Here is a 25,287-nt window from a genome sequence, read left to right as displayed (position 1 = left end):
CGCTGCATCGCGGTCGCCGCACCGGCATCACACAATTTATCTGGAGGACGAAATGGCTAAGCAAACCCTATCATTATGGATCAACGGTCAACACGTACAGAGTTCGGGCGCACGCCTGGCGGACGTGACCAACCCGGCCAGGGGCGAGGTGATACGCCAGGTGCCGCTGGCCAATCGGGCCGACGTGGACAAGGCGGTCGCAGCCGCGAAAGCCGCATTCCCGGCCTGGCGCGACACGCCGCCGTTGCGCCGCAGCCGCATCCTGAACAAGTTCCGCGATCTGCTGGAGACCCATCGCGCCGAGCTGGCGCAGCTGGCGAGCGAAGAGCACGGCAAGACGCTGGAAGACGCGGCCGGCTCGGTGCAGCGCGGCATCGAAGTGGTCGAGTTCGCGGTCGGTGCGCCGCACCTGCTCAAGGGCGAGCATGCCGAGAACGTCGGGCGCGGCGTCGACTGCCATTCCATGCTGCAGCCCATCGGCGTATGTACCGGCATCACGCCGTTCAACTTCCCCGCGATGGTGCCAATGTGGATGTTCCCCATCGCCATCGCCTGCGGCAACACCTTCATCCTCAAGCCGTCCGAGAAAGTGCCGTCCTGCAGCCTGCGCATGGGAGAACTGCTGAAGGAAGCCGGATTGCCCGACGGCGTGTTCAACGTGGTGCCGGGCGACAAGGAGGCGGTCGATGCGCTGCTGGTCCATCCCGATGTGCGCGCCGTGTCCTTCGTCGGCTCCACCCCGATCGCCAAATACATCTACGAGACCGCCGCGCACCACGGCAAGCGCGTGCAGGCGCTGGGCGGAGCCAAGAACCATGCGGTGGTCATGCCCGATGCGCCGCTGGAGTTCACCGCCGATGCGATCATGGGCGCCGCCTACGGTTCCGCCGGCGAACGCTGCATGGCGATCTCCACTGTGGTCGCGGTCGGCGCAGTCGCCGATGCGCTGGTGGCCAGGCTGAAGGAAAAGGCGGAGAAACTGGTGGTCGGTCCCGGGGACCGCAAAGGGGTGGACATGGGGCCGGTGATTTCGGCCCAGCACCGCGACAAGATTGTCGGCTATATCGACAGCGGCGTGGCGCAGGGCGCCAGGCTGGTGACCGACGGGCGCGGCATCAAGGTGGACGGCCACGAGCATGGCTACTTCGTCGGCCCGACCCTGTTTGATAACGTCGACACCGGCATGACGATCTACCGCGAAGAGATATTCGGCCCGGTGCTGATCGTGCTGCGCGTCGCCAGCCTGGACGAGGCGATCGCCCTGGTGAACAGCAACCCGTACGCCAACGGCACCGCCATCTTCACCGCCTCGGGGGCGGCGGCGCGCCGTTTCCAGAACGAGATCGAAGTCGGCATGGTCGGCATCAACGTGCCGATCCCGGTGCCGATGGCGTTCTTCTCCTTCGGCGGCTGGAAGGCTTCGCTGTTCGGCGACCTGCACATGCACGGCATGGAAGGCGTGTACTTCTATACCCGCACCAAGGCCATCACTTCGCGCTGGCCCGAGGTGGCGGAAAAGAACGTCTCCACCCTGGTGATGCCGACGCTGGGCTGAGCGCGGACGGAGCGAATGCGTCATGAACCTGAATCATCTGTCCAGGCTGGCGATCGAGGTGATGCTGCCGATCTCCATCCTGGTCGGCGCCGGCGCGATATGGCCGGTGTATTTCAGGGAAATTTCCGGCAAGACGCTGCGCATCCAGCTCAACCGCCTGGTGCTGAACCTGTTCTACCCGGCCATCCTGTTCTCCATCGCCGCCACCACACCGATCACGCCGGAGCTGCTCTCGGTGCCGCTGCTGGTCGGCATCGGCACGCTGCTGGCGGGCGCCGTGCTCTACCTGCTGCTGTACCGTTCGCCGCTGGGGTGCGGCATGCACAACGGCACCCGCGCGGCATTGACGGTGAGCGGCATGTTCGGCAACACCTTCTTCGTCGGCGTGCCGGTGCTGGTCTATTTCTACGGTGCGGAAGCGTCGCGTTATGCCGCTTTCAACGACATGCTGATGACCATGCCCATCATGTGGAGCCTGGGCGTGTGGATATGTACCCGGCTGGGGCCGCCGGAATCGGCCGGGCTGCATCCGCCGATCTGGCGCCTGATGATGGGCATCCCGCCGATCTGGGCGTTCATCGCCGGCGCCCTGATGCAGCTGAGCGGGTTCGTGTTCGAGCCGCTTATCCATGCCGCACGCCTGATCGGGCAGGCGACCATCCCGGTGACGATGTTCGTGCTGGGACTGTCCATCCCGTGGCGCAACCTGAAGCCGCGCATGGCGATCCTGGGCGTGGCCGCGGTGAAGATCGGGCTGATGCCGCTGCTGGTGGCGGTCGCCGCCTCGCTGCTGTATGTGCATACGACGGAGCCGCAGCAGGCTGCGGTGATCGAAGCCGGCATGCCGACCATGATGTCGGCGCTGATCCTGTCCGACCGCTTCCACCTGGATACCGAGGCGGCGGCATTGATGATAGGCTGGACCACGGTGCTGTACTGGTTTTCCTTGCCGGCGATGGCCTGGCTGATGCACTGACGCTTCAACACTTGTTACTCGGGAGACACTTATGACGATCAACGTTGGATTCATCGGCCCCGGCATCATGGGCGCCCCCATGGCACTCAACCTGATGAAGGGCGGCCACAGGCTGTGGGTCTATGCACGGCGTCCCGCCGCCACGCAGCCGCTGGTCGCCGCGGGTGCGACCGCCTGCGCCACCCCTGCCGACGTGGCGCGCCACGCGGATGTGATCTTCACCATCGTGTCGGACACACCGGACGTGGAGAGCGTGATCTTCGGCGCGCAGGGCATCGCCAGCCAGGCGCGCCCGGGCACGGTGATCGTCGACATGAGCACCATCTCGCCCACCGCCACCAAGTCGTTCGCCGAACGGCTGGCGCAGCAGGGCGTCGAGATGCTGGACGCACCGGTTTCCGGCGGCGAGACCGGCGCGATCAACGGCACCCTGTCCATCATGGTGGGCGGCAAGCCCCAGGTATTCGAGCGCGTCAAACCGCTGTTCGAATGCATGGGCAAGAACATCGTGCATATCGGCGACAACGGCGCCGGCCAGGTGGCGAAGGCGTGCAACCAGATCGTGGTGGCGGTGACCATCGAGGCGGTGGCCGAAGCGCTGACTTTCGCGCGCAGGAACGGCGCCGATCCGGCCAAGGTGCGCGAGGCGCTGATGGGCGGCTTCGCCGGCAGCAAGATCATGGAAGTGCACGGCAAACGCATGCTGGACAACGATTTCAAACCCGGCTTCAAGGTCGGCCTGCACCAGAAGGACATGCGCATCGTCATGGAGACCGCGCACCAGCTGGGCGTGGCATTGCCGGCCGCTGCGCTGGTCACCCAGCACCTCAATGCGCTGATGGGCACCGGCGACACCAACCTCGATTCCGCCGCCGTGGTGAAAGTCATCGAACGCATGTCCGGCATGGGCGGCAAATAAGATCATGGAAAAGATCGTGTTCCTCGATTCGGCCACCGTCATCGCCGATGTGCGCCGCCCGGCCTTCGCGCACCGGTGGGAGACGCACGCCGCCACGACGGCCGAGCAGGTGGTGGCGCGGCTGCAGGATGCGACCATCGCCATCACCAACAAGGTGCCGTTGCGCCGCGAAGCGCTGCAGCAGTTGCCCGGGCTGAAGATGGTCGCCATTGCTGCAACCGGCACCGACAACGTCGATATCGACTATTGCCGCGAACGCGGCATCGTGGTGTCCAACATCCGCAACTACTCGGTGCACACCGTGCCGGAGCATGTGTTCATGCTGCTGCTGGCGCTGCGCCGCAACCTGCTGGCGTTCCGTGCCGACGTGCGCAACGGCGAATGGCAGAAATCCGCACAGTTCTGCCTGTTCACCCACCCGGTGTACGACCTGCACGGCAGCACGCTGGGCATCGTCGGCCGCGGTGCGATCGGCACATCGGTGGGACAGATCGCTGCAGCATTCGGCATGCGCGTGCTGTATGCGGAGCACAAGGGCGCCGCCGCGGTCAGGCCTGGCTACACTGCGTTCGACACGGTGCTGCGCGAAAGCGACGCGATCACCCTGCACCTGCCGCTGAAGGAACAGACCCGCAACCTGATCGGTGCGGCCGAATTCGCCGTCATGAAACCGCAGGCCCTGTTGATCAATACGGCGCGCGGCGGCCTGGTGGACGAGACCGCCTTGCACGACGCCCTGCGTTCCGGCCGCATCGCCGGCGCCGGCTTCGACGTGCTGGGCAAGGAACCGCCGAGCGCCGGACACCCGCTGCTCGACCTGGACCTGCCCAACTTCATCCTGACGCCGCACATCGCCTGGTCGGGCAGGGCGGCGATGCAGACGCTGGCCGACCAGCTCATCGACAACATCGAAGCGTTCGTGGCCGGCGCACCCAACAATCGCGTCGCCTGACGCAGTTTTCAACGAGGAGGCGAACATGGCTCACCCCACAGGAATTGAAATCAAGGCTCCGGCACTCCCGCAGCAGGCCGGCATCCTTACGCCGGAAGCACTCACCTTCATCGCCGGTCTGGCACGCAAGTTCGAGCCGGTGCGGCAATCGCTGCTGCAGAACCGGGTGCGGCGCCAGGCCGAACTGGATGCCGGCAAGAACCCCGACTTCCTGGCCGAGACCGCTGCCGTGCGCAACGGCGACTGGACCATCGCGCCGGTGCCCGCCGAGCTGCAGGACAGGCGCGTTGAGATCACCGGCCCGGCCGAACGCAAGATGCTGATCAACGGCCTCAACGCCGGCGCCAACGTGTACATGGCGGACCTGGAAGATTCCATGACCCCGACCTGGAGCAACGTGATCGAGGCGCAGGCCAATTTGCGCGACGCGGTCGCGCGCACCATCAGTCACGTCAACCCAGACGGCAAGACCTACCAGCTCAACGACAAGGTCGCCGTGCTGTTCGTGCGTCCGCGCGGCTGGCACATGATCGAGAAGCATGTGACGGTGGACGGGCATCCCGTATCCGCCAGCCTGTTCGACTTCGGGCTGTATTTCTTCCACAACGCGAAAGCGCTGCTGGCGCGCGGCAGCGCACCTTACTTCTACCTGCCCAAGATGGAGAGCCACCTGGAGGCGCGCCTGTGGAACGACGTCTTCGTGCACGCGCAGCAGCAACTGGGCATCCCGCGCGGCACCATCAAGGCGACGGCATTGATCGAGACGATACTCGCCGCTTTCGAGATGGACGAATTTCTGTACGAGCTGCGCGAGCATTCCGCCGGCCTCAACTGCGGCCGCTGGGATTACATCTTCAGCTGCATCAAGAAATTCGGCGCGCGGCCGGACTTCATCCTCGCCGACCGCGGCCTGGTGACCATGACCTCGCCTTTCATGCGCGCCTATTCGCTGCTGTCGATCAAGACCTGCCACCGCCGCAATGCGCACGCCATGGGCGGCATGGCGGCACAGATACCGATCAGGTCGGATGCCGAGGCGAATGCCGTCGCGCTGGCCAAGGTGCGCGCCGACAAGGAACGCGAAGCGGGCGACGGGCACGACGGCACCTGGGTCGCCCACCCGGGCCTGGTGCCGGTGGCGAAAGAGGTGTTCGACCGGCTGATGCCCACGCCGAACCAGTTGCACAAGCAGCGTGCCGACGTGCACACGACCGCGGCCGACCTGCTGCGCTTCGAGCCGCAGGGGCCGATCACCGAAGCCGGCGTGCGCATCAACATCGAAGTGGCGCTCTGCTATCTCGGCGCCTGGCTGGCCGGCACCGGCTGCGTGCCCATCCATCACCTGATGGAAGACGCCGCCACTGCCGAGATCTCGCGCTCGCAGGTGTGGCAGTGGGTACACAGCCCGCGCGGCGTGCTGGACGACGGGCGCAAGGTGACGCTGGAGCTGGTGCGCGGGCTGCTCCCCGGCGTGCTGGCCGGCATCAACGCCGGCGTGCAGGAGAAGCGTTTCATCCCGGGGAATTACGAGCAGGCCGCGACGGTGTTCGAGCAGTTGATCGCGCGGCAGCCCATCGTCGAATTCCTCACCAACCATTGCTACGAAGTGATGGACTGATTTTTTGCGGCAACGGGAATTTATGAAGAACCAGGAACTGATCAGACAGTTGCTCGACATCCTGCCGGCGGAAGCGGTGTTGTCCGAGCAGGAAGACCTCAAGCCGTTCGAGTGCGACGGCCTGTCGGCCTATCGCCAGGTGCCGCTGGCCGTGGTGCTGCCGGAGACCGAGGAGCAGGTGCGCGAAATACTGCAGCTGTGCCGCCGCGAGAACGTGCCGGTGGTCGCGCGCGGTTCCGGCACCGGACTGTCGGGCGGCGCGCTGCCGCTTGCCGACGGCGTGCTGCTCAGCATGGCCAAGTTCAAGCGCATCCTGACGCTCGACCCGGTCGCCCGCACCGCGCGCGTCCAGCCGGGCGTGCGCAACCTGGCGATCTCCGAAGCGGCCGCGCCGCACGGCCTGTACTACGCACCCGATCCGTCCAGCCAGATCGCCTGTTCCATCGGCGGCAACGTGGCGGAAAACGCCGGCGGCGTGCATTGCCTGAAGTACGGGCTCACCGTGCACAACGTGCTCAAGCTGCGCGCCTATACCATGGAGGGCGAACTGCTCGAACTGGGGGCGGAAGCGCTGGATGCCGCGGGCTACGACCTGCTGGCGCTGTTCACCGGCAGCGAAGGCATGCTGGGCGTGATCACCGAGGTGACGGTCAAGCTGCTGCCCAAACCCGAACTGGCGCGCGTGGTGATGGCGGCGTTCGACAGCGTGGCCAAGGCGGGTGCCGCGGTGGGGGAGATCATCGCGGCGGGCATCATCCCGGCCGGGCTGGAGATGATGGACAAGCTGTCGATCAAGGCGGCGGAGGATTTCGTCCATGCCGGCTACCCGCTCGATGCCGAAGCGATCCTGCTATGCGAATCGGACGGCACGCCGGAGGAGGTCGCCGAGGAGATCGCCAGCATGGAGGCGATCCTCACGCGTTGCGGCGCCGTCTCGCTGCGCACTTCGGAGAACGAGGCGGACAGGCTCCGGCTGTGGGCCGGGCGCAAGGCCGCCTTTCCTGCCGTTGGCCGCATCTCGCCCGACTATTACTGCATGGACGGCACCATCCCGCGCCGCGAACTGGCGCATGTGCTGAACCGTATCGAAGAACTGTCGCGCGAATACGACCTGCGCGTCGCCAACGTGTTCCATGCCGGCGACGGCAACCTGCATCCGCTGATCCTCTACGATGCCAGCCAGCCCGGCGAATTCCATCGTGCCGAAGAGATCGGCGGCAAGATCCTGGAGTTGTGCGTGGAAGTGGGCGGCACCATCACCGGCGAGCACGGCGTGGGCATCGAAAAGATCAACCAGATGTGCGCCCAGTTCAAGTCTGCGGAACTGCAGCGTTTCCGCGAAGTGAAGCTGGCGTTCGATCCCTCCGGCCTGCTCAATCCCGGCAAGGTGATCCCCACCGCGCATCGCTGTGCGGAATTCGGCGCCCAGCACGTGCACCACGGGCAGCTGCCATTCCCAGAGCTGCCGCGTTTCTGAGCAGTCGTTCTTGTGAGTACGGATAAAGCCATGCAGAACATCATCGAACAATACAGCCAGGCCGTGCTGGACGCCGGGCGCGAGCGCCGCCCGCTGAGCATCCTGGGCTCGGGCAGCAAGGCGTTCTACGGCCGCGCCACCCAGGGTGACGCGCTGGACGCCACGCGCTACCGCGGCATCGTCTCCTACGAACCCACCGAACTGGTGCTCACGGCTCGCGCCGGTACGCCGCTTGCCGAGATCGAGGCGGAGCTGGCCGCCAGGCGGCAGATGCTGCCGTTCGAGCCGCCGCACTTCGGCAGCGGCGCCACGCTGGGCGGCTGCATCGCCGCCGGACTGTCGGGACCGCGCCGTGCCTATGCCGGTGCGGCGCGCGACTATGTGCTGGGTGTGCGCATGATCGACGGCAAGGGCGAAGTGCTGAACTTCGGCGGCCAGGTCATGAAGAACGTCGCCGGTTATGACGTGTCGCGCCTGATGACCGGCTCGCTCGGCACGCTGGGCCTGTTGCTGGAGGTGTCGCTGAAGGTCCTGCCGATCCCGGTGGAAGAGATGAGCCTGCGTTTCGTCATGGCGGAGCAGGAAGCGCTGGAAGCGGTCAACCGTTGGGCCGCGCAGCCGCTGTCCTTGTCCGCGACCTGCTATCACAACGGCGTGCTGACCGTGCGCCTGTCCGGCGCCGCCGCCGCAGTGCGCTCGGTGCGCAGCAAGCTCGGCGGCGACATCGTGGCGGATGCGGAGGCGTTCTGGCGCAGCGTGCGCGAGCAGCAGCACGCGTTCTTCCAATCCACTGGCGGCAAGGAGCAGGCGTTGTGGCGCCTGTCGCTGCCGTCCACCGCAACCGTGCTCGACCTGCCCGGACGGCAACTGATCGAGTGGGGTGGTGCCCTGCGCTGGCTGGTCAGCGATGCGCCCGCTGCGCAGATCCGGCAGGCCGCATCTGCAGTCGGCGGCCAGGCGACGCTGTTCCGCAGCGCTGCCGCCAGCGACGAACCGTTCCATCCGCTGCCGTCCGCCTTGCTTCAGTTGCACCGGCGCCTGAAGCAGACCTTCGACCCGCACGGCATCTTCAATCCCGGCCGCATGTATCCGGAGTTCTGACGCCATGCAAACCAACCTCATCGAATCCATCAGACACACCGCCGACGGGCAGGAAGCGGAATCCATCCTGCGTGCCTGCGTGCATTGCGGTTTCTGCACCGCCACCTGTCCCACATACCAATTGCTGGGCAGCGAACTGGACAGCCCGCGCGGACGCATCTACCTGATCAAGGAAATGCTGGAAGGCGCGGCAGTGACGGAAAAGACCATGCTGCACCTGGACCGCTGCCTCACCTGCCGCTCCTGCGAAACGACCTGTCCGTCCGGCGTGCAATACGGCCGCCTGGTGGACATCGGCCGTGCCTATGCCGAAGAAAAAACCGCGCGCAGCGTGGGCCAGCGCATCCAGCGCGGGCTGCTGCGCAGGGTGCTGCCGCGTCCGGCGGTGTTCAATTCCCTGCTGGCGGTCGGTCGCCTGATGCGTCCAATGCTGCCGCGCGGCGTGGCCAGGAGCATTCCCGTTGCACAGAAGGCGACAGCGCGTCCGACGGCGCGCCACGCCCGCACCATGCTGGTACTGGAAGGCTGCGTGCAGCCGGGACTGGCGCCCAACACCAACGCCGCGGCAGCGCGGGTACTCGACAGGCTGGGCGTCTCGCTGGTCAGTGCCGAAAAGGCCGGCTGCTGCGGCGCGGTCAGTTATCACCTGAACGCGCATGCGGACGGCCTCGACTATATGCGCCGCAACATCGATGCGTGGTATCCGCATGTCGAGCAAGGTGCGGAAGCGATCGTGATGACCGCCAGCGGCTGCGGCGCGATGGTCAAGGAATACGGGCACCTGCTGCGCAACGACTCCGTGTATGCCGCCAGGGCCGCGCGCATCTCCGCACTGACGCGCGACTTGAGCGAGGTGCTGGCGGCCGAGAAAGACAGCCTGCTCAAGCTGCTCACTCCGGCACAGCGCGGCAAGGTGGCGTTCCATGCCCCCTGCACCCTGCAGCACGGGCAGCGCATCGTCGGCGTGATCGAGCAATTGCTGGCCGGGGCCGGCTATGAACTGACGCCGGTAGCCGACAAGCACCTGTGCTGCGGCTCGGCCGGCACCTACTCGATCCTGCAGCAGGAGTTGTCGCAGCAATTGCTGCGCAACAAGCTGGCTGCGCTGCAAAGCGGAAAACCCGTGCAGATAGCCAGTGCCAACATCGGCTGCCAGACGCACCTGCAAAGCGGCACCGACCTGCCGGTGCGTCACTGGATCGAGCTGCTCGACGATGCGCTGGGCGCTGCCGCAAGCGAACGGAATTGAATCGAAGAACGAAAGGGGATCGAATATGGCGGGAGTGTGGGACGAACGTTATGCCGGCGAGGAATATCATTTCGGCACCGAACCGAACGCTTTCCTGGTTACGCAGCGCAGCCTGCTGAAGCCGGGGATGTCGTGCCTCGCCGTGGCCGATGGCGAAGGGCGCAACGGCGTGTGGCTGGCCCAGCAGGGCCTGGACGTGCTGGCGGTGGATTCCTCATCGGTTGCGCTGGAAAAGGCGCGGAAACTGGCGCAGCAACGCGGCGTCACGGCGAAGTTCGAGCAGGTCGACCTGACGCAATGGAACTGGGGCGAGGAACGCTTCGACGTGGTCGCCGCGATCTTCATCCAGTTCGCCGCGCCCGATTTGCGCGAGCAGATGTTTGCCCACATCAAGCGCTGCCTGAAGCCGGGCGGGCTGCTGTTGCTGCACGGCTACACGCCGCGCCAGCTGGAGTACAAGACCGGCGGCCCTTCGCAGGCCGAGAACCTGTACACCGAGGCGCTGCTGCGCAAGGCGTTTTCCGACATGGAGATACTGCACCTGCGCGAGCACGACGACGTCATCCGCGAAGGAACCGGTCACAGCGGCATGTCGGCATTGATCGATATGGTGGCGCGCAAGCCGCGCTGATCGATCCGCCTGGCCGACCTGCATGAACGGCGGCGATTTTATTTCTTCTGGCCGCTGTGCTTCCATCCACGTCGCGAGTGCAATGATCAGCACTCGTCGAGGCCGTGTTACCTGGCAGACTGCGCGTCGCGTTCCTTCCTGTATTCGTCGTAGCTGGGGGCCGGCGCCATGGCGCGTTCCTCCGGCGTCCGCTTCGCATCGTTGTTGCCCTTGATGCCTTCGTACATGTTGCGGGCCGGGTCTGCATCGCACGCAGCCAGCAGCAACAAGGTCATCCAGACGAGCAGAGATCTCATGGTTCCTCCAGTCAGGAGCGAGCTTTCACCCACGCTTCGATACCGGCGGCATCCATCGCACCGGCCTGCCGCGCCACTTCGCGTCCGCCCTTGAACAGCGCCAGGGTCGGGATGCTGCGGATGTTGTATTGCGCGGCGAGCTGCTGCGCCTCTTCCGTGTTCAGCTTGGCGACGCGCAGCTGCGGTTCCAGCCGCTGCGCGGCTTTCTCGTAGGCCGGCGCCATCATGCGGCAGGGGCCGCACCACGGCGCCCAGAAATCCACCAGCACCGGGATGTCGTTGCGCCCGATGTGCTGCATGAAATTCTGCCCGGTCAGTTCCACCGGATGTGCAGTGAACAGGGGCTGCTTGCATTTGCCGCAGGTGGGCTGGGCCGACAGTCTGTCGGACGGGACGCGGTTCACCGCATCGCAATGCGGGCAGACGATATGTTTGGGATCGCTCATGATGGCCTCAATAAATCAGGAGATTCTAATATATGGGGCGAATAACGAGATTTCAAGATGGTGTCGAGTAATCGTTACGAGTGGCCAAAGTACAAGGCGCACGGAGCACAGGAGCCGGAATGTACATGAAGTACATGAGGACTCCGAGCACCGCGCAACGCAGCACTTTGGCTACGCAGTAGATTAGGCGGCGCCAGCTTCAAGGGAGGGCAATGCGCATCGACAGGTCGATGGCCTCGATATCCTTGGTCAGCGTGCCGATGGAGATGCGGTCCACGCCGGTCTCGGCGACCAGGCGCACGTTCTCCAGCGTGATGCCGCCGGAGGCTTCCAGTTCGGCGCGCTTGGCGGCATGGGCCACGGCCAGGCGCATATCCGCCATCGAGAAGTTGTCCAGCAGGATCAGCCGCGCACCGGCGTTCAGCGCTTCCTCCAGCTGGGCCAGCGTCTCCACCTCGATCTGGATCGACGTGCCCGGCGGGATGATCTGGAACGCCTGTTCCAGCACCTCGCGGATGCCGCCCGCGGCTGCGATGTGGTTCTCCTTGATCAGCACGCCGTCGGACAGGCCGAAGCGCTGGTTGTGCCCGCCGCCCACACGAACCGCATGTTTCTGCGCCATGCGCAGGCCGGGCAGGGTCTTGCGCGTGTCCATGATCTTCGCCTGCGTACCTTGCGCAGCCTCGACGTAAAGCCGCGTCCTGGTGGCGGTGGCGGAAAGTGTCTGCAGGAAATTCAGGGCCGGCCGTTCGGCGGTGAGCATGGCCCGTGCATTGCCGTGTATCTCGCACAAGGTCTGGTTCGCTTCGGCGACCTGGCCTTCCTGCACCAGCCATTTGATCTTGCATTCCGGGTCGAGTGTAAGGAAGCACTCCTCGAACCACAGCGTGCCGCACAGCACTGCCGGTTCGCGCGTGATCACCGTGGCTCGGGCCCGGGCGCGCTCGGGAACGAGTTGTGCGGTGAGGTCGCAGTCGTAGCCGTCTTCCGCCAGGGCGGCGGCGACATTGGCGCGGATGTGGTGGGCGAGGCTGGTGTGTGGCATGGGGGGCTGTCCTTGAAAGAGGGCGTAGTATAAGGGAAGCAGCAGGGGGTTGAAATCGCCGTGCCTTGCCCCATTTACCCTGCAGTCAGATATCTCTTTGAGGGAACAGCCATGCGATTCGACAAGTTCACCACCAAGCTGCAACAAGCCCTGTCCGATGCCCAGAGCCTGGCCGTCGGTGCCGACAACCAGTTCATCGAGCCGCAGCACCTGCTGCTGGCCTTGCTCAACGATGCCGACAGCGGCGCGGGTTCGCTGCTGGCCCGCGCGGGTGGCAACGTCAATGCACTGAAGGCGTCGCTCAACGATGCCGTAACGCGCCTGCCCAAGGTGGAAGGCCACGGTGGCGAGGTACAGGTCGGCCGCGACCTGGCCAACCTGTTCAACCTCACCGACAAGGAAGCGCAGAAACGCGGCGACCAGTTCATCGCCAGCGAGATGTTCCTGCTGGCGCTCACCAGCGACAAGGGCGAATGCGGGCGGCTGCTCAAGCAGCACGGCGTGGCACGCGCACCGCTGGAGCAGGCCATCAATGCCGTGCGCGGCGGCGAGTCGGTCGGTTCGCAGGAAGCCGAAGGCCAGCGCGAAGCCCTGAAAAAATACACCATGGACCTCACCGAGCGCGCCCGCCAGGGCAAGCTCGACCCGGTCATCGGCCGTGACGACGAGATCCGCCGTGCCATCCAGGTGCTGCAGCGCCGCACCAAGAACAACCCGGTGCTGATCGGCGAGCCGGGCGTGGGCAAGACCGCCATCGTCGAAGGCCTGGCGCAGCGCATCATCAACGGCGAAGTGCCCGAGACCCTGAAGGGCAAGCGCGTGCTGTCGCTGGACATGGCGGCACTGCTGGCCGGCGCCAAGTACCGCGGCGAATTCGAGGAGCGTCTGAAATCGGTGCTCAAGGAACTGTCTCAGGACGAAGGCAAGAACATCGTGTTCATCGACGAGCTGCACACCATGGTCGGCGCGGGCAAGGCCGAAGGCGCGATGGATGCCGGCAACATGCTGAAGCCGGCGCTGGCGCGCGGCGAGCTGCACTGCATCGGCGCGACCACGCTGGACGAGTACCGCAAATACATCGAGAAGGATGCCGCGCTGGAGCGCCGCTTCCAGAAGGTGCTGGTGGACGAACCTAGCGTCGAATCGACCATCGCCATCCTGCGCGGCCTGCAGGAGAAATACGAACTGCACCACGGCGTCGAGATCACCGACCCCGCCATCGTCGCGGCGGCGGAACTGTCGCATCGCTACATCACCGACCGCTTCCTGCCGGACAAGGCCATCGACCTGATCGACGAGGCCGCCGCACGCATCAAGATGGAGATCGATTCCAAGCCCGAAGTGATGGACAAGCTCGACCGCCGCCTGATCCAGCTGAAGATCGAGCGCGAAGCGGTGAAGAAGGAGAAGGACGAAGCCTCGCGCAAACGCATGGGCCTGATCGAGGACGAGATCAAGAAGCTGGAACGCGAATACGCCGACCTGGAAGAAATCTGGAAGGCGGAGAAAGGTGCGGCACAGGGTGCGGCGTCGGTGAAGGAAGAGATCGATCACGTGAAGGCCGAGATGGCTGCCTTGCAGCGCGAAGGCAAGCTGGAGAAAGTGGCCGAGCTGCAATACGGCAAGCTGCCGCAACTCGAAGCGAAATTGAAGGAAGCCGCCCAGCGCGAGGCCGAAGGTGGCGGGCAGAAGAACAAGCTGCTGCGCACGCAGGTCGGCGCGGAAGAGATCGCCGAAGTGGTGAGCCGCGCTACCGGCATCCCGGTCAGCAAGATGATGCAGGGCGAGCGCGACAAGCTGCTCAAGATGGAAGACAAGCTGCACGAGCGTGTGGTGGGACAAGACGAGGCGGTTCGCCTGGTGTCCGATGCCATCCGCCGTTCGCGCTCGGGACTGTCCGACCCGAACCGTCCGTACGGCTCGTTCCTGTTCCTCGGCCCCACCGGCGTGGGCAAGACCGAGCTGTGCAAGACGCTGGCCAATTTCCTGTTCGATTCGGAAGAGCACCTGATCCGCATCGACATGAGCGAATTCATGGAGAAGCATTCCGTCGCCCGCCTGATCGGCGCGCCTCCCGGTTATGTCGGCTATGAGGAAGGCGGCTACCTGACCGAGGCCGTGCGCCGCAAACCGTACAGCGTGATCCTGCTCGACGAAGTGGAGAAGGCGCACCCGGATGTGTTCGGCGTGCTGCTGCAGGTTCTCGACGACGGACGCATGACCGACGGCCAGGGCCGCACCGTGGACTTCAAGAACACCGTGATCGTGATGACCTCCAACCTGGGCAGCGACATGATCCAGAAAATGGAAGGCGACGACTACCAGGTGGTGAAGCTGGCAGTGATGGGCGAAGTGAAGAACTACTTCCGTCCCGAGTTCATCAACCGCATCGACGAGGTGGTGGTGTTCCACTCGCTGGACGAGAAGAACATCAAGTCCATCGCGCGCATCCAGATGCTGGGCCTGGAGAAACGCCTGGCTGCGATGGAGATGAAGCTGGAAGTGACCGATGCCGCACTGGCGGAGGTTGCCAATGCAGGCTTCGATCCGGTGTACGGCGCGCGTCCGCTGAAGCGCGCGATCCAGGCGCAGATCGAGAACCCGCTGGCCAAGGCCATCCTCGAAGGACGCTTCGCCGCCAAGGACACCGTCAAGGTGGATTGCAAGGCAGGCGTAATGCGCTTCGACAAGGGCTGATCGCGTGCAGATCAAATATGCCTCCCTTGCGCCGGGGAAACCTCGCGGCCCGTTGCGCAAGCTGGCAGCGCTGATCCTGACCGTGGCGATGGTCGGTCTGGCCCTGATGTTCTCGGCGGTATTGCTCGTGGTCATCGCGCTGGTCGGCGCGATGGCCTGGGCATATCTGTGGTGGAAGACGCGTGAACTGCGCAAGCAGATGCGCGACCTGCACTCCCGCGCGACGAGGGCGGCAGCGACGGCGAGCAATGACGCCGTGTTCGAGGGCGAAGTGATCCGCGTAGTCGAGCCGCACGAGGTGAAGTGAACGCGGCTGGCTAGTGCATTGCGAACCCGGCCCTGCTGGGCTCGCCAAATACAAAGCCCGGCATCGCCGGGCTTTTTTCAATCAATGTGTGGCAGGTTGCGTGATCAGGGGCTGCACATCCTGGCTATGTTTCTTCGCATGTTTGGCCGCGCGTTTTTCCTTCGGCGTCATCAGCGGCTTCTTCTTGGTATCTTTGTCCCGGCTGGAATGATGTGAGTGGGGCATGATCGGACTCCTTATCGTGGTTAAGGAAAATTCATGCTACTCCAATAAATCGGCCTTGTGAATGGCGGGCTGGCCCATGATCGGCAGCGCGTTGCGCGGCAGAGCCAGCGCCTCCAGCACCTTCAGCGCGGCGTAGGCATCGTTGGCGGCGTAGAGCATCTGCTGCGGCGTGAGTTCCTGCTGCGACCAGTTGGTGGTGGTGATCTTCTTCGATTTGGCAAAGCGCCGGTTCAGCACCAGCCCCACTGCCGCCCGTGCGCCCATCTCCTTGCGGTAGCCCTGCATGCTGAACACCGTATTCAGATCCACCACGCCGCTGAACCTGACGCCCAGTTTTGCGTAGATGTGGCTGCTATCCGACTTGAGGCCGAAGCCGACCTTGATGAGCTGTTCCGACTGCAGCAACTCGACCAGGAAGGGATGCCCGTCGCTGCGGTGAACCTGGAACAGGTAGGCCTTGTCGTGCAGGGCGAACTGCACCACGTGCGGCCCTTCGCTCACATCGCCGGTGACGAAGGTCGGCCTGGATTCGGTATCGAAGCCGACGATGCCCGCCGCCTTGATCGCCGCTGCGGCAGCGGCGAACTCCGGGCCGCTGGCAGGCACGTGGATGCGTTCCAGCGTGAGGCCGGCGAACGGCGCCAGCAGCGCGATCTCATCCTTGGTCGGGGCGACTTTTTTCATGCATCAGGAATAGGTCAGGCCCTGCTGCGCGGGAATCGCGATCGGATGGTCGCCGGACTGGAAGATGAACAGGCCGACGAAAAAGCTGAGCACCGCGATGAAGATGCTGGCGAAGAACGCGGTCCAGAATCCGGACACCTTGAAACCGGGCACCGCCGACGAAACGAACATCATCATCAGCGCATTGATCACCAGCAGGAAAAAACCGAAGGTGACCATCGTCAGCGGAAAGGTCAGGAAGATGATGATCGGCCGGATGAACGCATTGGCCAGGCCGAGCAGGAGCGCGGCCATGACCAACGCGCCGTTGTTGGCGAATTTGATGCCGCGGAAGATGAAGCTGGCCAGCCAGAGCGATAGCGCGGTGATAACCAGGTGTACCAGAAACAGAAAGATGTCGTCCGTCATGTGCCTGTGCGGGTGAATGGGTGAGTGAGGTCTGCTCGTGCCGGTATTATGCGCGATGCAGCCGTTGCTGGCGACTGTTTGCATGCCCGGTGCAACGGCTGATCCGCAGGCCCCGCAAAACGAAAGCCCGGCAATGCCGGGCTTCCTTATGCGTGGCAGTCGGGGCGGTCAGCTGAACGTTGCGGCCAGCACGTTCTGCTGGATGTCCGCAGTCGCTTTGGCGGCATCCAGCCCGCGCAAGGTTGAGTCGCCGATCCGGCGGCTCTGCGTATCGTCCGCTCCCCAGACCAATTGGAACACCTCCAGCGCATCCTGCTTGCCGCGGAGCGATGCGCGGGCGATGGGGATCGCCCGGTGGCCCAGTTCCGCAGGCAGGACGTCGATGACATCCTGCGTGGTCATGATCTGCCGCGCCCTGGTGATCGAGGCGATGCGGGCGGCGATATTCACGGTATCGCCGAACACATCGTTGGCCTTGAGGATGACATCGCCGAAATGCAGGCCGATGCGCACCGCGATCGGATGTTCGCCGCCGGGCTTCTCGGCATCGAGCACCTGATGCATGGCGCGAGCCGCCTGGGCCGCCCGCGCGGCGTTGGGGAAGGTGCACATGATTTCGTCGCCGATGGTCTTGATCAGCGTGCCCTTGTGGCTGGCGACTTCCTGCTTCAGCAGATTCAGCGTGCGCGTGATCATGTTCAGCGCAGCCTCGTTCCCCAGCTGGTCATACAGGGCGGTGCTGCCGCAGATATCGGCAAACAGCACGGCCATCTTCCTCGTCTGATGGGACGAATAGACGGCGCGGTTCTGGATGGCCATGTTCTGCGTTTCGGCGTAATGCAGGATTTTGGCGATGCGCGCGAAGCGGAGCTTCAGCGCCAGGTCGGTGGGCGTCTGCCCATACTGGTTCTTGATCCTGAGTTTCGCCCCGTGGATCAGCAACAGCAGGACGATATCGGCATTGCCTTTTTCGATGGCGAGGAAGAGCGGGATCTGGCCGTCCTGGCTGAAATTCACTTCCACATCCGAGATGAGCAGCTGATGCAAGGCGGCAAAGTCGCCGTTCAGGATGGCCGAGATGATCGAGAACCTGGAATCGGGGGTGTCGCGCAAATGGCTCACCGATACCGGCACTTCCATCGTCGCCTCGCTGACGCCCTCGGTTGCCGTCGCTGCGCCGGTCGGTTTGCGCTGTTGATACAGCTTGTACAGCAGCGCAACCACCACCAGCAGGCCGGACGCCACAATCATCGCAGTCCGGCTGATGCCGAGCTGGGCGGCCAGCTGATCCGGCAGGTTGGCACCGATGGCCAGGATCGAGACGGACAGGAACAGCATCAATTTGAGGTAGCGGAACAGCGCTATGAAGACCGTCACCGACAGCATGACCAGCAACAGGTTGCGGTCGACCGCGCTCCCGACCAGGTTGTCCGGAAGATTGGCGCCCAGCGCCATCAAGGAAACGATCAGCAGAAGCCAGACTTCGGTGCTCTTGATGTTCAATCGCATGATTCCTCCTGACCGGCACACGCTATCGGGGGAGGGGGCGCAAATTTCGGCAGGACAAGCCTGTGAGGAGCTAACGGAAACCACCCAAAGGGTGTGTGGTTACCGGCAGTCCCGCTGTCCTAGGGCTTCAGGGCCCCTTAGACCGGAAACTTTGCGTCCCTATCTTTCGATAGGTTTGCCTTTAATCGGGCAATATCGCCCAAAACGTAGGGGCATTATGGCCTTGTTCTTTTCGCGCTGGCAAGTGCTTTATTGCGGCACGTTCTGGCGTTGTGGGCGGGCGATGGTGGCCATCCTGGCTGTTGCCGCCCGTGCCCGCAACTGCCCGCAGGCGCCCTCGACCTCCTGCCCGGCCGAGTCGCGCAGGCGGGCGAGGATGCCCCGCTGCTTCAGCGTGCCCACCATATAAGCCATCCGTTCGGCCGAAGGGCGGCGGTAGGGCAGACCCTCCACGTCGTTGAAAGGAATGAAGTTCATCACCGCATACTTGCCGGAAAGGAGCTGCGCGATCCGTTCCACCTCGGCATCGCTGTCGTTCACACCCTCGATCAAGGTCCATTGATATTGCACCGGATAGCCGGTGGCGCGCGCATAGTCCTCGCCGCGCTGCACCAGCTCGGCCACCGCAATCTGCCGCGCCTGCGGCAGCAGCCTGGCGCGCAGCGCCGCATCGGTACTGTGCAGCGAGAGCGCGAGCGCGGGTTTCACCAACTGCTGCGGCAGTCGTTCGAACACGCGCAGGTCGCCCACCGTGGAAAGCACCAGGTTCTTGTGCCCGATGCCGCCCAGCGTCCCCAGCACCTCGATCGCCTCCAGCACGTTGTCCAGGTTGTGCGCCGGCTCGCCCATGCCCATGAACACCACCTTGCTCACCGCGCGGCGTTTGCGTGCCAGCACCACCTGCGCCACGATCTCGGCGCTGCCGAGCTGGCGCAGCAGGCCGTCGCGCCCGCTCATGCAGAACACACAGCCCACCGCACAACCCACCTGCGTCGATACGCACAGCCCGCCGCGCGGCAGCAGCACGCTTTCCACCATCTGGCCGTCGGCCAGCCCCACCAGCAGCCGTGCCACCTCGGCATCGGCGGGGTATTCGCCGTGCAGGCGTGCCAGCCCATCCAGCTCCGCTTCGATGGCGGGCAACTCGTTGCGCAACGCAGCGGGAAAGAACGTCTGCGCGGGGCTGCCTTTCTTGTCGTACGAGCAGAGCTGGCTCCAGCCGCGCAGCAGGCGGTCCTGGTGGCAAGGCTTGCAGCCGAGGTCATGCAGGCGTTGGCGGAGTTGGGAGATGCGCATCGGAAAGATCGGCGTTAGCCTGGGTGGGGCAAGCGTGGCTGGAATGTGGAAATGAAAAATTGGTTCGCAAATGGATGCTGACGGACTGCGGCTGATTTTAACCCAGGATACAGCGCGGATTTGCCGCATCTGCGGCGGGCGCTGCGCAATTGCCCTTTGGGGCCGCACCGGCAAGCCCTTGTTGCGAGCCAGTTCATTCGCTGCCGGTTTGGCACTATCATCCAGTTACTTCAACTTGAAAGTCCTTTTCATGCAAACGCGCAAGCCGATCAACATCCCCGTCGTTGCCGCCGCCACGCAGCAGGACGCCGCACCCGAAAGCAACTGCTCCGGCAACGAACTGGTCGCGCTGATGGTGCTGGGCGACAGCATGCAGCCGGAATTCATCGAGGGCGAGATCCTGGTCATCGAGATGGGCAGGCCGGCAAGGGATGGCTCGTTCGTGATCGCCGAGGTGGCGAAGGAAGACTTCATCTTTCGCCAGCTCAGGCGCAACGAGCAAGGCGGCTGGCTGCTGCATGCGCTCAATACGGCCTACTTGGATACCCCCATCGCCAGTCTCGATTGCCTCAAGGGTGTGGTCATCCACAAGAAGAAGCCGGGGGCGCGGAAGTCGGTCAAGTACTACGAATGAGTTGGGGTGGGGCGGCCATTGCGATGCTGACCCCTCTGACTCCTCATATCGGCACTAATGCACTATTGCAGAATACTCGATGTGTTCTAGTGGACACTTGATAGGTTGGAAATTGCAGGATAGGCCCTTTGGGGCTGTGTTGTGGCGCGGTCGAAGCTGCTGCACCAATATATCGCACGCCAGTTATACGACGATCCTCCGACATATGCAGATGCCCGTGTAACAGCAGTCGAACCTTGTGCGTGACACAAAGCAGATTGAGCATCCGCCTTTGCGACTCCGGCACTTGGTGCCCAATGCGATCGAGCTGCGAAAAAGGGCGCTGTCCACGTTTGATCGCCGTTTTCTCTTCAGGGATGTTCGGGCTGTGGTGCATGGCAATGATTTTCACAGGCACCTCCCGATGCTTGTATAACAAGCTCGCCAAGTCCTTTAGTTGATAGTAACCAATATCACCCATGGCATTGGTGGCCGCGGTGAAATTTCCCAGATTATTCGAGTTAAGTCCAAACACCACGACGCGAGGATCAGGACTATATGCCCAAGGAAACTTGGTCGGCTGGCCGCCCATCAGTAGCCCCTTGTGAGCCTTTGCCATGTCCTCTTCGCGGTACTGTTTACCTGTTTTTGGAAGACGCGCACCCAAACAGCAAACATCATGGTTGCCAGGCACCACACGCACCCGATCTTTGATATTGGCCTTCTCCACTGTGTCCCAGAAAAATTTCCATGTATCGATATCACCACGATCGGTGACATCGCCCGTCACTAATACCAGATCAGATTCCTGGATCGCCCTTGAGGCGACAATCTTTCGGAAGTTGGCATTCATGCCGGTTAGTGCGCCAAAGAGCTTGGGTTCTGAGCGTGCGGCGTTGTCCTTCGCTGTCAGATGCAAGTCGGAAAGATGGGAAATTCTAAAGCTGTTCACTGCGCCTCCTGATGTGCAGAATTCGAGCTGAGCAGCTTCAACCGGAAGCATTTTGATGCTGACCCCATATCATTCTAAAGTAGCCGCTTCTCTGGTTCCAAGATACATCGCTTGTTCAGGGCCATTGAAGGCAGGCCTCCATTCTCGATCCATATCGCCACATGGGTACTTGAAGTCTGTGGAGGAAACCATAATTTGGCCATCTTTTTCGGCAGCTAACTGACTCAGTTCACTAAGGAAGTGTAAAAGATCATCCGTATGGATTTCATGTTGCTTGGGGGTATCCATAATTAAGAATCGGAATGGGGCATCCGGCTTTTCCAGATTGATCTCAAATAAGGCTGCATGAATGGAGAGCACAAGCCGAATCTTGGTACTGCCTTTGATAATAGAGAGTGGCTCTTTTCCGAAGCGGATATCTAAATCATTTTCGATAGTCACATTTCTAGAAACATTAGGTGTCTTAAGAATATCCATCCATTTGACGATCTTTTCCTTCAGGGTAACTTTGAACTTCGAGAAAGTTAGGTCCGTCGCCCCGCCTGTTTCAAGGAGTCCTAGGCGATCCTGCAGCTCATCACGGGAAGTAATGAGTTTGTTGTACTGCTCGATCTGCCCATGAAAGGCAAGAACTTTAGCAAAAAGTTTTTCGGCTTCTATATGCTCTATTGTCAAAAGGCGAATTGCTTCGACGACGCCGGTGGTTCTTCCTTTCTCTTGAGTCTTTTGTAGGCTTTCGCTAATTGATCTAGCCTCGGATTTTAATGCGGCATGTTGACCGTCTAAGAACGCTATTCGCTGCTGTGCGATGTCGGCATTTCTGTCTAAATCCTTAATCTGGTCTTTCAGGTAGAGCAAGTTTTTTGCATAGGCTTGGAAGCTTTTCTCAAAAAGGCAGCATTTTTCAGAGGCGCATATTTCAGAGAAGGACGTGAATATCCGCCGCGCCTCTTCGTTCAAACTGAGAGTGTCTGCTTCTGCAGCTATTTCATTCTTTATACGATCGATGCCAGTTAGTCGATCTCTAAGCAAGCTAATTTCTCTTTCAATGACCTGCACTGTCTGTAACTTTTCGGCGTGCATACTACTGAGGGCTGAATCAGCTTCCTCCTTTTGAACTGTGGATTTCTCAAATTCCTGCAATTGATTTTCCAGCGAACTAATCTTTCTTTGAAGATCCCTCGCATCTGGGATAACGCCAAAGTCTGATCGTAGGTTTTGAATTGTTTGCTCTTGTGTCACGACTTTTCTGTCGATGGAATCAAGTTCCGCTTTGAGCTTTAGTTGTTCCTTTTTTCGGTCATAGGAGTTCTTTGGGGGAAATCCGAAAATGAAACGTACTGTCTCGACAAACTGGTTTGTTATAAATGCTGAGGATGTGGCGTACGGTGTTGTATAGCCACTATCCTGATCTAAATAAAATATTGGCAGCGTTGTCGCCATGTATGGCTGTGTTGGCAGCCCTTTGGTGGATGTCAAAGTCGGAATCTGTAGTTTAGCCTTTTCAAACAAAAAGTTTGAAAAGGCCTTCTCATTGTTGTACTCATAATGCTCCCCATCATCGGTATTGATGGTGGCAAAGAAGTCTTTATCAATGATGCGTTCAATAGTGTAGCTTCCCTCGCCGTGAGTGATCTTAAGGCGGACACTTTGGCATTTGCTAGAAATGTCATCTCTAAAAGTGGCTGGATAGCCAAGGGCATATACAACCATCATTACTATTGGGGTCTTCCCACTACCATTAGGGGCATGAAGGGATGTTAATTGAGAGCCTAATACAAGCTCTCCTGATCCCCATCCCATCTCGCCGCGAGGAATAACCTCTACTGAGTGTATTCTCATAAGACTTTCAACCTTATTTGAGTTTCTCTATTCATGTCGCCATAAAGGCGTTCGGCATGTTTCAGGGTAATGGCCAAATTGCCTTCTCCTTCACTAGCAAGCGCATAAAGGCTGGTTCCCTTTTGAGTGGTGCTGATGAACTTGGTGTTTTGATTCACGTGTACCAGGTCGGCAAGCTCAAGGAAGGCTAAGGCATTGACAGTGCGTACTCTTAAATTACCAGACCATCCAATGTGCTGGCTTGATCCTTTAAATCCAGCTAGTGTTCTCTCGATACATTCCCCCACGGTCTGTCCAAGCTCATCGATACGTGGCTTTTTCCTTCCTTTGGCCATCATCAAAATAAACATAGCGAGGAGAGGAAGATGGAATAACGCTTCATTGGATAGCAAAGGTGAGTCGGCAGCGCCTTCCCCCATAGGCCCTAAACTTAGTTTATTCTGCTTAGCACTTTCCCAAAATTCTTCAATATTCATAGCATTTCTGTTTTTACAAGTGTCGAGAAAATTCCGCCTAGCAATAGTTCCGGTGTAACCGAAGTGCCAACCGGTTTGGCTTTCCACTTATCAGAGAGTGTTTCTAATTTTTCCTGTAACCATTCCCAATTGCTTCCATTCCAGTCCCGGATTACTTGGTGAAGTTCTTGCTGTAAAAGGTTGAAGTCAAACTCAGCCATATCATGGCGTTTCTCCCTCGACCATGCGTCCCAAGCGATCTTTTGGCGGCTGCAAAACTCAATGATGCTAGGTGCCGCGTTGCACCGCGACAACCTCCTTTGAATGATGGATGCTGACTTTAGTGCCTTTGCATCACCGCCATCAGCAAGGACTTTGTAAGCATCCTTGGAAATAGAGAGGACTTTCAGTAAATCATCCAGACCAACGCCAGCAACTTCGTCTAGCTGAATTTCTGTGATGCTGGGGAGAACTTGCTGGAATGATTTGCTGAAAAAGAGCTGTATGCAGCTAAGGGCTATTTCACATGCCTCCTCGTGTTCGAGATCAATCTCACTGTATTTATGAATGGCGTCCCTTGTGCGCATAGTGAAATCGCTAACATTGGGGTCGACATAGCTAACATCAGGTTCAATCGTTAGCTTGGAGAGGAAATCGACTACAGCTTCTTCTACATGCGGAGTTGCAGAGGGATATATTTGATTGAAGTTCTTCTTGATTAAATCGATTCGTCCAGATGTGCTTTTGCTCTGAATGGATGAAATTAGGCTTTCTACGTCATCCTCAAAATGAACATTTGTAAGCAGGGTGGACTCTTTGCAGCTCGATCCGAAGTTGATGCAATGAAGTAGTAGCTTTCCGAAGAAGCTGTTACGAATCTTCTTTATTTCATCCTCATTAAGTTCTCGGGCCTCTTTATCTTTTTTCGTAAGCCCCCATGTGTCATTCAACGACCATTGGTATTTTCTTTTTTCATTGGTTTTAACCTGGAAAAAGTGATAGCTGCGTTTCCCATTTTCGTTAAAACGCACCACGAAATCGTCATGGAAGTCACTGTAGACTCGATCAACACCTTTTCCATCAAGTATTCGCAAGCTGGCATAAGCAGCGGCCATTAGTTGCGCTCTATAGCGTGCTAACGTATCTCGCCCCTTTTGTTCCCTAGGTTGAATTTCGTGTATTTCAGTCATCACTACACCCCCACCCCCAACCACGCATCCGAAGTCAGCGGCCTCTTCAGCGTAGGCAGTGTTTCTTCCAGCCAGGCCAGCGCAAGCTTTTCCTTCTCGCGCCATGCTGAAATTCCTAAAGTCTGCATTTCTTGGCTATGTAGTAACAGCGAGTATTGCAGATTTTCATTACATCGCCGTCATCTGGGTCAATATGCTCGTCAGGTGTATGCATGGGGCGGCCTAACACTTTATTTTCTGGAAACCTTCTCCATACTCCTTTTTTTAATTCCAGTAATTCGCTTCGTAAATCTTGAGTGAAATTTACTCTATGGCCTTGGCCTAGCTTCTCAATAAGCTCTTTGAGTCTTGGATGCGTAGATTTCCAAGATGAGGTGCCTGCCTTCCCAAAATAGCGAAAGTTGCTTGCAACAAGTGCGTTCGCCTTGGGATAACGTCCGTCCTCTCCAAGATCACTGATCCATGCGGTTGGAAAGTCGTGAAATTTCGCATCCGTTCTGCGTACTAACTTTCCTGACTGATTCCGCTCATAAATACAGTCTCCCCTATTTTTGAATTCATCAAGCTCAAAATATTTACCGCCAGAAAATTTGCGTCCTACTTCTGCGATATAGACCAAGCGATTGTTAGGCGTTTCATTGTTTGAGCCAAATGCAAAAATCAAATCACCTTCTCTGGCTGTACTGCGAATGTAGGGTTTGCATATGGTTAGGCTAAGTATGTTGTTGTCGATGCAGGGCGCCCCGCCGTCATCAACGACACATTTATACACATAGAATCGTGGTTCGCGCATTACAGCATCCTTGGAATTATCAAAGATGCATGCGTTTTTGTATTGAGAGTC

General features: G+C 60.5%; 25 protein-coding genes and 1 riboswitch. Of the genes, 12 read left to right on the top strand and 13 right to left on the bottom strand.

Annotated elements, in window-relative coordinates:
* Nucleotides 1-52 precede the first annotated feature (52 nt).
* Genes L6418_RS09550 through L6418_RS09510 form a run of 9 tightly spaced genes read left to right on the top strand, consistent with a single transcriptional unit; the run spans nucleotide 53 to nucleotide 10,478 of the window.
* On the top strand, nucleotides 53-1,555 hold the full coding sequence (locus tag L6418_RS09550) for a CoA-acylating methylmalonate-semialdehyde dehydrogenase (protein ID WP_237246691.1): 1,503 nt from the start codon (nucleotides 53-55) through the stop codon (nucleotides 1,553-1,555).
* Nucleotides 1,556-1,577: 22 nt separating this feature from the next.
* Nucleotides 1,578-2,531: an AEC family transporter gene (locus L6418_RS09545; RefSeq protein ID WP_237246690.1), complete on the top strand. Its 954-nt coding sequence runs from the start codon at nucleotides 1,578-1,580 to the stop codon at nucleotides 2,529-2,531.
* A gap of 31 nt (nucleotides 2,532-2,562) precedes the next feature.
* Nucleotides 2,563-3,450: a 2-hydroxy-3-oxopropionate reductase gene (locus L6418_RS09540; protein ID WP_408641562.1), complete on the top strand. Its 888-nt coding sequence runs from the start codon at nucleotides 2,563-2,565 to the stop codon at nucleotides 3,448-3,450.
* Between the two features lie 4 nt (nucleotides 3,451-3,454).
* On the top strand, nucleotides 3,455-4,402 hold the full coding sequence (locus tag L6418_RS09535) for a D-2-hydroxyacid dehydrogenase (RefSeq protein ID WP_332875542.1): 948 nt from the start codon (nucleotides 3,455-3,457) through the stop codon (nucleotides 4,400-4,402).
* Between the two features lie 25 nt (nucleotides 4,403-4,427).
* Nucleotides 4,428-6,020 carry a malate synthase A gene (gene aceB / locus L6418_RS09530; RefSeq protein WP_237246689.1) on the top strand — a complete coding sequence of 531 codons (1,593 nt, stop codon included), beginning with the start codon at nucleotides 4,428-4,430 and terminating at the stop codon, nucleotides 6,018-6,020.
* Between the two features lie 22 nt (nucleotides 6,021-6,042).
* Nucleotides 6,043-7,497: a glycolate oxidase subunit GlcD gene (gene glcD, locus L6418_RS09525; RefSeq protein WP_237246688.1), complete on the top strand. Its 1,455-nt coding sequence runs from the start codon at nucleotides 6,043-6,045 to the stop codon at nucleotides 7,495-7,497.
* 30 nt (nucleotides 7,498-7,527) lie between these two features.
* A complete protein-coding gene (glcE, locus tag L6418_RS09520) occupies nucleotides 7,528-8,598 on the top strand; it encodes a glycolate oxidase subunit GlcE (protein ID WP_237246687.1) in 1,071 nt (356 codons plus the stop codon).
* A 4-nt stretch (nucleotides 8,599-8,602) separates the two neighbouring features.
* Nucleotides 8,603-9,847 carry a glycolate oxidase subunit GlcF gene (gene glcF, locus L6418_RS09515; protein WP_237246686.1) on the top strand — a complete coding sequence of 415 codons (1,245 nt, stop codon included), beginning with the start codon at nucleotides 8,603-8,605 and terminating at the stop codon, nucleotides 9,845-9,847.
* A 25-nt stretch (nucleotides 9,848-9,872) separates the two neighbouring features.
* Entirely contained in the window at nucleotides 9,873-10,478 is a 606-nt protein-coding gene (locus tag L6418_RS09510) for a cyclopropane-fatty-acyl-phospholipid synthase family protein (RefSeq protein WP_237246685.1), read from the top strand.
* 107 nt (nucleotides 10,479-10,585) lie between these two features.
* On the opposite strand, the gene L6418_RS09505 is transcribed toward L6418_RS09510, so the two are convergent.
* From L6418_RS09505 to nadC, 3 genes are all read right to left on the bottom strand, one after another.
* Nucleotides 10,586-10,774, bottom strand: a complete 189-nt coding sequence (locus tag L6418_RS09505; RefSeq protein WP_237246684.1) for a hypothetical protein — start codon at nucleotides 10,772-10,774, stop codon at nucleotides 10,586-10,588.
* An 11-nt stretch (nucleotides 10,775-10,785) separates the two neighbouring features.
* Entirely contained in the window at nucleotides 10,786-11,220 is a 435-nt protein-coding gene (gene trxC, locus L6418_RS09500; RefSeq protein WP_237246683.1) for a thioredoxin TrxC, read from the bottom strand.
* A 199-nt stretch (nucleotides 11,221-11,419) separates the two neighbouring features.
* Nucleotides 11,420-12,265, bottom strand: coding sequence for a carboxylating nicotinate-nucleotide diphosphorylase (nadC, locus tag L6418_RS09495; protein WP_237246682.1), 846 nt, complete (start codon nucleotides 12,263-12,265; stop codon nucleotides 11,420-11,422).
* 111 nt (nucleotides 12,266-12,376) lie between these two features.
* On the opposite strand from nadC, the gene clpB reads away from it, so the two are divergent.
* Together clpB and L6418_RS09485 are read left to right on the top strand one after the other, a co-directional pair.
* On the top strand, nucleotides 12,377-14,962 hold the full coding sequence (clpB, locus tag L6418_RS09490) for an ATP-dependent chaperone ClpB (RefSeq protein WP_237246681.1): 2,586 nt from the start codon (nucleotides 12,377-12,379) through the stop codon (nucleotides 14,960-14,962).
* Between the two features lie 4 nt (nucleotides 14,963-14,966).
* Nucleotides 14,967-15,269, top strand: coding sequence for a hypothetical protein (locus tag L6418_RS09485; protein ID WP_237246680.1), 303 nt, complete (start codon nucleotides 14,967-14,969; stop codon nucleotides 15,267-15,269).
* 81 nt (nucleotides 15,270-15,350) lie between these two features.
* Here L6418_RS09485 and L6418_RS09480 read toward each other — a convergent pair whose 3' ends face one another.
* The 5 genes from L6418_RS09480 to L6418_RS09460 all read right to left on the bottom strand — a co-directional run bounded on the left by L6418_RS09480 (nucleotide 15,351) and on the right by L6418_RS09460 (nucleotide 19,391).
* A complete protein-coding gene (locus tag L6418_RS09480; RefSeq protein WP_237246679.1) occupies nucleotides 15,351-15,494 on the bottom strand; it encodes a hypothetical protein in 144 nt (47 codons plus the stop codon).
* Nucleotides 15,495-15,530: 36 nt separating this feature from the next.
* Entirely contained in the window at nucleotides 15,531-16,178 is a 648-nt protein-coding gene (locus L6418_RS09475; protein ID WP_237246678.1) for a 3'-5' exonuclease, read from the bottom strand.
* Between the two features lie 3 nt (nucleotides 16,179-16,181).
* Nucleotides 16,182-16,586 carry a phage holin family protein gene (locus L6418_RS09470; protein WP_237246677.1) on the bottom strand — a complete coding sequence of 135 codons (405 nt, stop codon included), beginning with the start codon at nucleotides 16,584-16,586 and terminating at the stop codon, nucleotides 16,182-16,184.
* A gap of 168 nt (nucleotides 16,587-16,754) precedes the next feature.
* Nucleotides 16,755-18,095, bottom strand: coding sequence for an adenylate/guanylate cyclase domain-containing protein (locus L6418_RS09465; protein ID WP_237246676.1), 1,341 nt, complete (start codon nucleotides 18,093-18,095; stop codon nucleotides 16,755-16,757).
* A gap of 101 nt (nucleotides 18,096-18,196) precedes the next feature.
* Nucleotides 18,197-18,285: riboswitch (cyclic di-GMP riboswitch) on the bottom strand.
* Between the two features lie 59 nt (nucleotides 18,286-18,344).
* On the bottom strand, nucleotides 18,345-19,391 hold the full coding sequence (locus L6418_RS09460; protein WP_237246675.1) for an RNA methyltransferase: 1,047 nt from the start codon (nucleotides 19,389-19,391) through the stop codon (nucleotides 18,345-18,347).
* Nucleotides 19,392-19,641: 250 nt separating this feature from the next.
* On the opposite strand from L6418_RS09460, the gene L6418_RS09455 reads away from it, so the two are divergent.
* Nucleotides 19,642-20,025, top strand: coding sequence for a S24 family peptidase (locus L6418_RS09455; protein ID WP_237246674.1), 384 nt, complete (start codon nucleotides 19,642-19,644; stop codon nucleotides 20,023-20,025).
* Nucleotides 20,026-20,068: 43 nt separating this feature from the next.
* On the opposite strand, the gene L6418_RS09450 is transcribed toward L6418_RS09455, so the two are convergent.
* From L6418_RS09450 to L6418_RS09430, 5 genes are all read right to left on the bottom strand, one after another.
* Nucleotides 20,069-20,956, bottom strand: coding sequence for a metallophosphoesterase (locus tag L6418_RS09450; protein WP_237246673.1), 888 nt, complete (start codon nucleotides 20,954-20,956; stop codon nucleotides 20,069-20,071).
* A 69-nt stretch (nucleotides 20,957-21,025) separates the two neighbouring features.
* Entirely contained in the window at nucleotides 21,026-22,798 is a 1,773-nt protein-coding gene (locus L6418_RS09445) for a hypothetical protein (protein ID WP_237246672.1), read from the bottom strand.
* Complete coding sequence (locus L6418_RS09440; protein ID WP_237246671.1) at nucleotides 22,795-23,274, bottom strand: hypothetical protein; 480 nt, start codon at nucleotides 23,272-23,274, stop codon at nucleotides 22,795-22,797. Before L6418_RS09440 ends, L6418_RS09445 begins: the two co-directional genes overlap by 4 nt.
* Nucleotides 23,271-24,548, bottom strand: a complete 1,278-nt coding sequence (locus L6418_RS09435) for a dsDNA nuclease domain-containing protein (RefSeq protein WP_237246670.1) — start codon at nucleotides 24,546-24,548, stop codon at nucleotides 23,271-23,273. The genes L6418_RS09440 and L6418_RS09435 overlap by 4 nt, the downstream gene beginning before the upstream one ends.
* Before the next feature lie 10 nt (nucleotides 24,549-24,558).
* The gene (locus L6418_RS09430; protein ID WP_237246669.1) at nucleotides 24,559-25,236 is read right to left on the bottom strand and encodes a hypothetical protein; all 678 of its coding nucleotides are present in this window, start codon (nucleotides 25,234-25,236) and stop codon (nucleotides 24,559-24,561) included.
* Between the last annotated feature and the right edge of the window lie 51 nt (nucleotides 25,237-25,287).

The sequence above is a fragment of the Sideroxyarcus emersonii genome, assembly GCF_021654335.1.
GTDB lineage: Bacteria > Pseudomonadota > Gammaproteobacteria > Burkholderiales > Gallionellaceae > Sideroxyarcus > Sideroxyarcus emersonii.
The sequence above is the reverse complement of the archived record's forward strand: the minus strand, read 5'-3'. Positions and strand labels throughout refer to the sequence as shown.

What these genes read in the sequence shown, in the direction of transcription:
- trxC (WP_237246683.1), bottom strand. Translation starts at nt 11,220, where the DNA reads ATGAGCGATCCCAAACATATCGTCTGCCCGCATTGCGATGCGGTGAAC.
- L6418_RS09440 (WP_237246671.1), bottom strand. Translation starts at nt 23,274, where the DNA reads ATGAATATTGAAGAATTTTGGGAAAGTGCTAAGCAGAATAAACTAAGT.
- L6418_RS09545 (WP_237246690.1), top strand. Translation starts at nt 1,578, where the DNA reads ATGAACCTGAATCATCTGTCCAGGCTGGCGATCGAGGTGATGCTGCCG.
- glcF (WP_237246686.1), top strand. Translation starts at nt 8,603, where the DNA reads ATGCAAACCAACCTCATCGAATCCATCAGACACACCGCCGACGGGCAG.
- L6418_RS09455 (WP_237246674.1), top strand. Translation starts at nt 19,642, where the DNA reads ATGCAAACGCGCAAGCCGATCAACATCCCCGTCGTTGCCGCCGCCACG.
- L6418_RS09460 (WP_237246675.1), bottom strand. Translation starts at nt 19,391, where the DNA reads ATGCGCATCTCCCAACTCCGCCAACGCCTGCATGACCTCGGCTGCAAG.
- clpB (WP_237246681.1), top strand. Translation starts at nt 12,377, where the DNA reads ATGCGATTCGACAAGTTCACCACCAAGCTGCAACAAGCCCTGTCCGAT.
- L6418_RS09535 (WP_332875542.1), top strand. Translation starts at nt 3,455, where the DNA reads ATGGAAAAGATCGTGTTCCTCGATTCGGCCACCGTCATCGCCGATGTG.
- L6418_RS09505 (WP_237246684.1), bottom strand. Translation starts at nt 10,774, where the DNA reads ATGAGATCTCTGCTCGTCTGGATGACCTTGTTGCTGCTGGCTGCGTGC.
- nadC (WP_237246682.1), bottom strand. Translation starts at nt 12,265, where the DNA reads ATGCCACACACCAGCCTCGCCCACCACATCCGCGCCAATGTCGCCGCC.
- L6418_RS09480 (WP_237246679.1), bottom strand. Translation starts at nt 15,494, where the DNA reads ATGCCCCACTCACATCATTCCAGCCGGGACAAAGATACCAAGAAGAAG.
- L6418_RS09475 (WP_237246678.1), bottom strand. Translation starts at nt 16,178, where the DNA reads ATGAAAAAAGTCGCCCCGACCAAGGATGAGATCGCGCTGCTGGCGCCG.
- glcD (WP_237246688.1), top strand. Translation starts at nt 6,043, where the DNA reads ATGAAGAACCAGGAACTGATCAGACAGTTGCTCGACATCCTGCCGGCG.
- L6418_RS09470 (WP_237246677.1), bottom strand. Translation starts at nt 16,586, where the DNA reads ATGACGGACGACATCTTTCTGTTTCTGGTACACCTGGTTATCACCGCG.
- L6418_RS09435 (WP_237246670.1), bottom strand. Translation starts at nt 24,548, where the DNA reads ATGGCGCGAGAAGGAAAAGCTTGCGCTGGCCTGGCTGGAAGAAACACT.
- glcE (WP_237246687.1), top strand. Translation starts at nt 7,528, where the DNA reads ATGCAGAACATCATCGAACAATACAGCCAGGCCGTGCTGGACGCCGGG.
- L6418_RS09550 (WP_237246691.1), top strand. Translation starts at nt 53, where the DNA reads ATGGCTAAGCAAACCCTATCATTATGGATCAACGGTCAACACGTACAG.
- aceB (WP_237246689.1), top strand. Translation starts at nt 4,428, where the DNA reads ATGGCTCACCCCACAGGAATTGAAATCAAGGCTCCGGCACTCCCGCAG.
- L6418_RS09445 (WP_237246672.1), bottom strand. Translation starts at nt 22,798, where the DNA reads ATGAGAATACACTCAGTAGAGGTTATTCCTCGCGGCGAGATGGGATGG.
- L6418_RS09510 (WP_237246685.1), top strand. Translation starts at nt 9,873, where the DNA reads ATGGCGGGAGTGTGGGACGAACGTTATGCCGGCGAGGAATATCATTTC.
- L6418_RS09540 (WP_408641562.1), top strand. Translation starts at nt 2,563, where the DNA reads ATGACGATCAACGTTGGATTCATCGGCCCCGGCATCATGGGCGCCCCC.
- L6418_RS09430 (WP_237246669.1), bottom strand. Translation starts at nt 25,236, where the DNA reads ATGCGCGAACCACGATTCTATGTGTATAAATGTGTCGTTGATGACGGC.
- L6418_RS09465 (WP_237246676.1), bottom strand. Translation starts at nt 18,095, where the DNA reads ATGCGATTGAACATCAAGAGCACCGAAGTCTGGCTTCTGCTGATCGTT.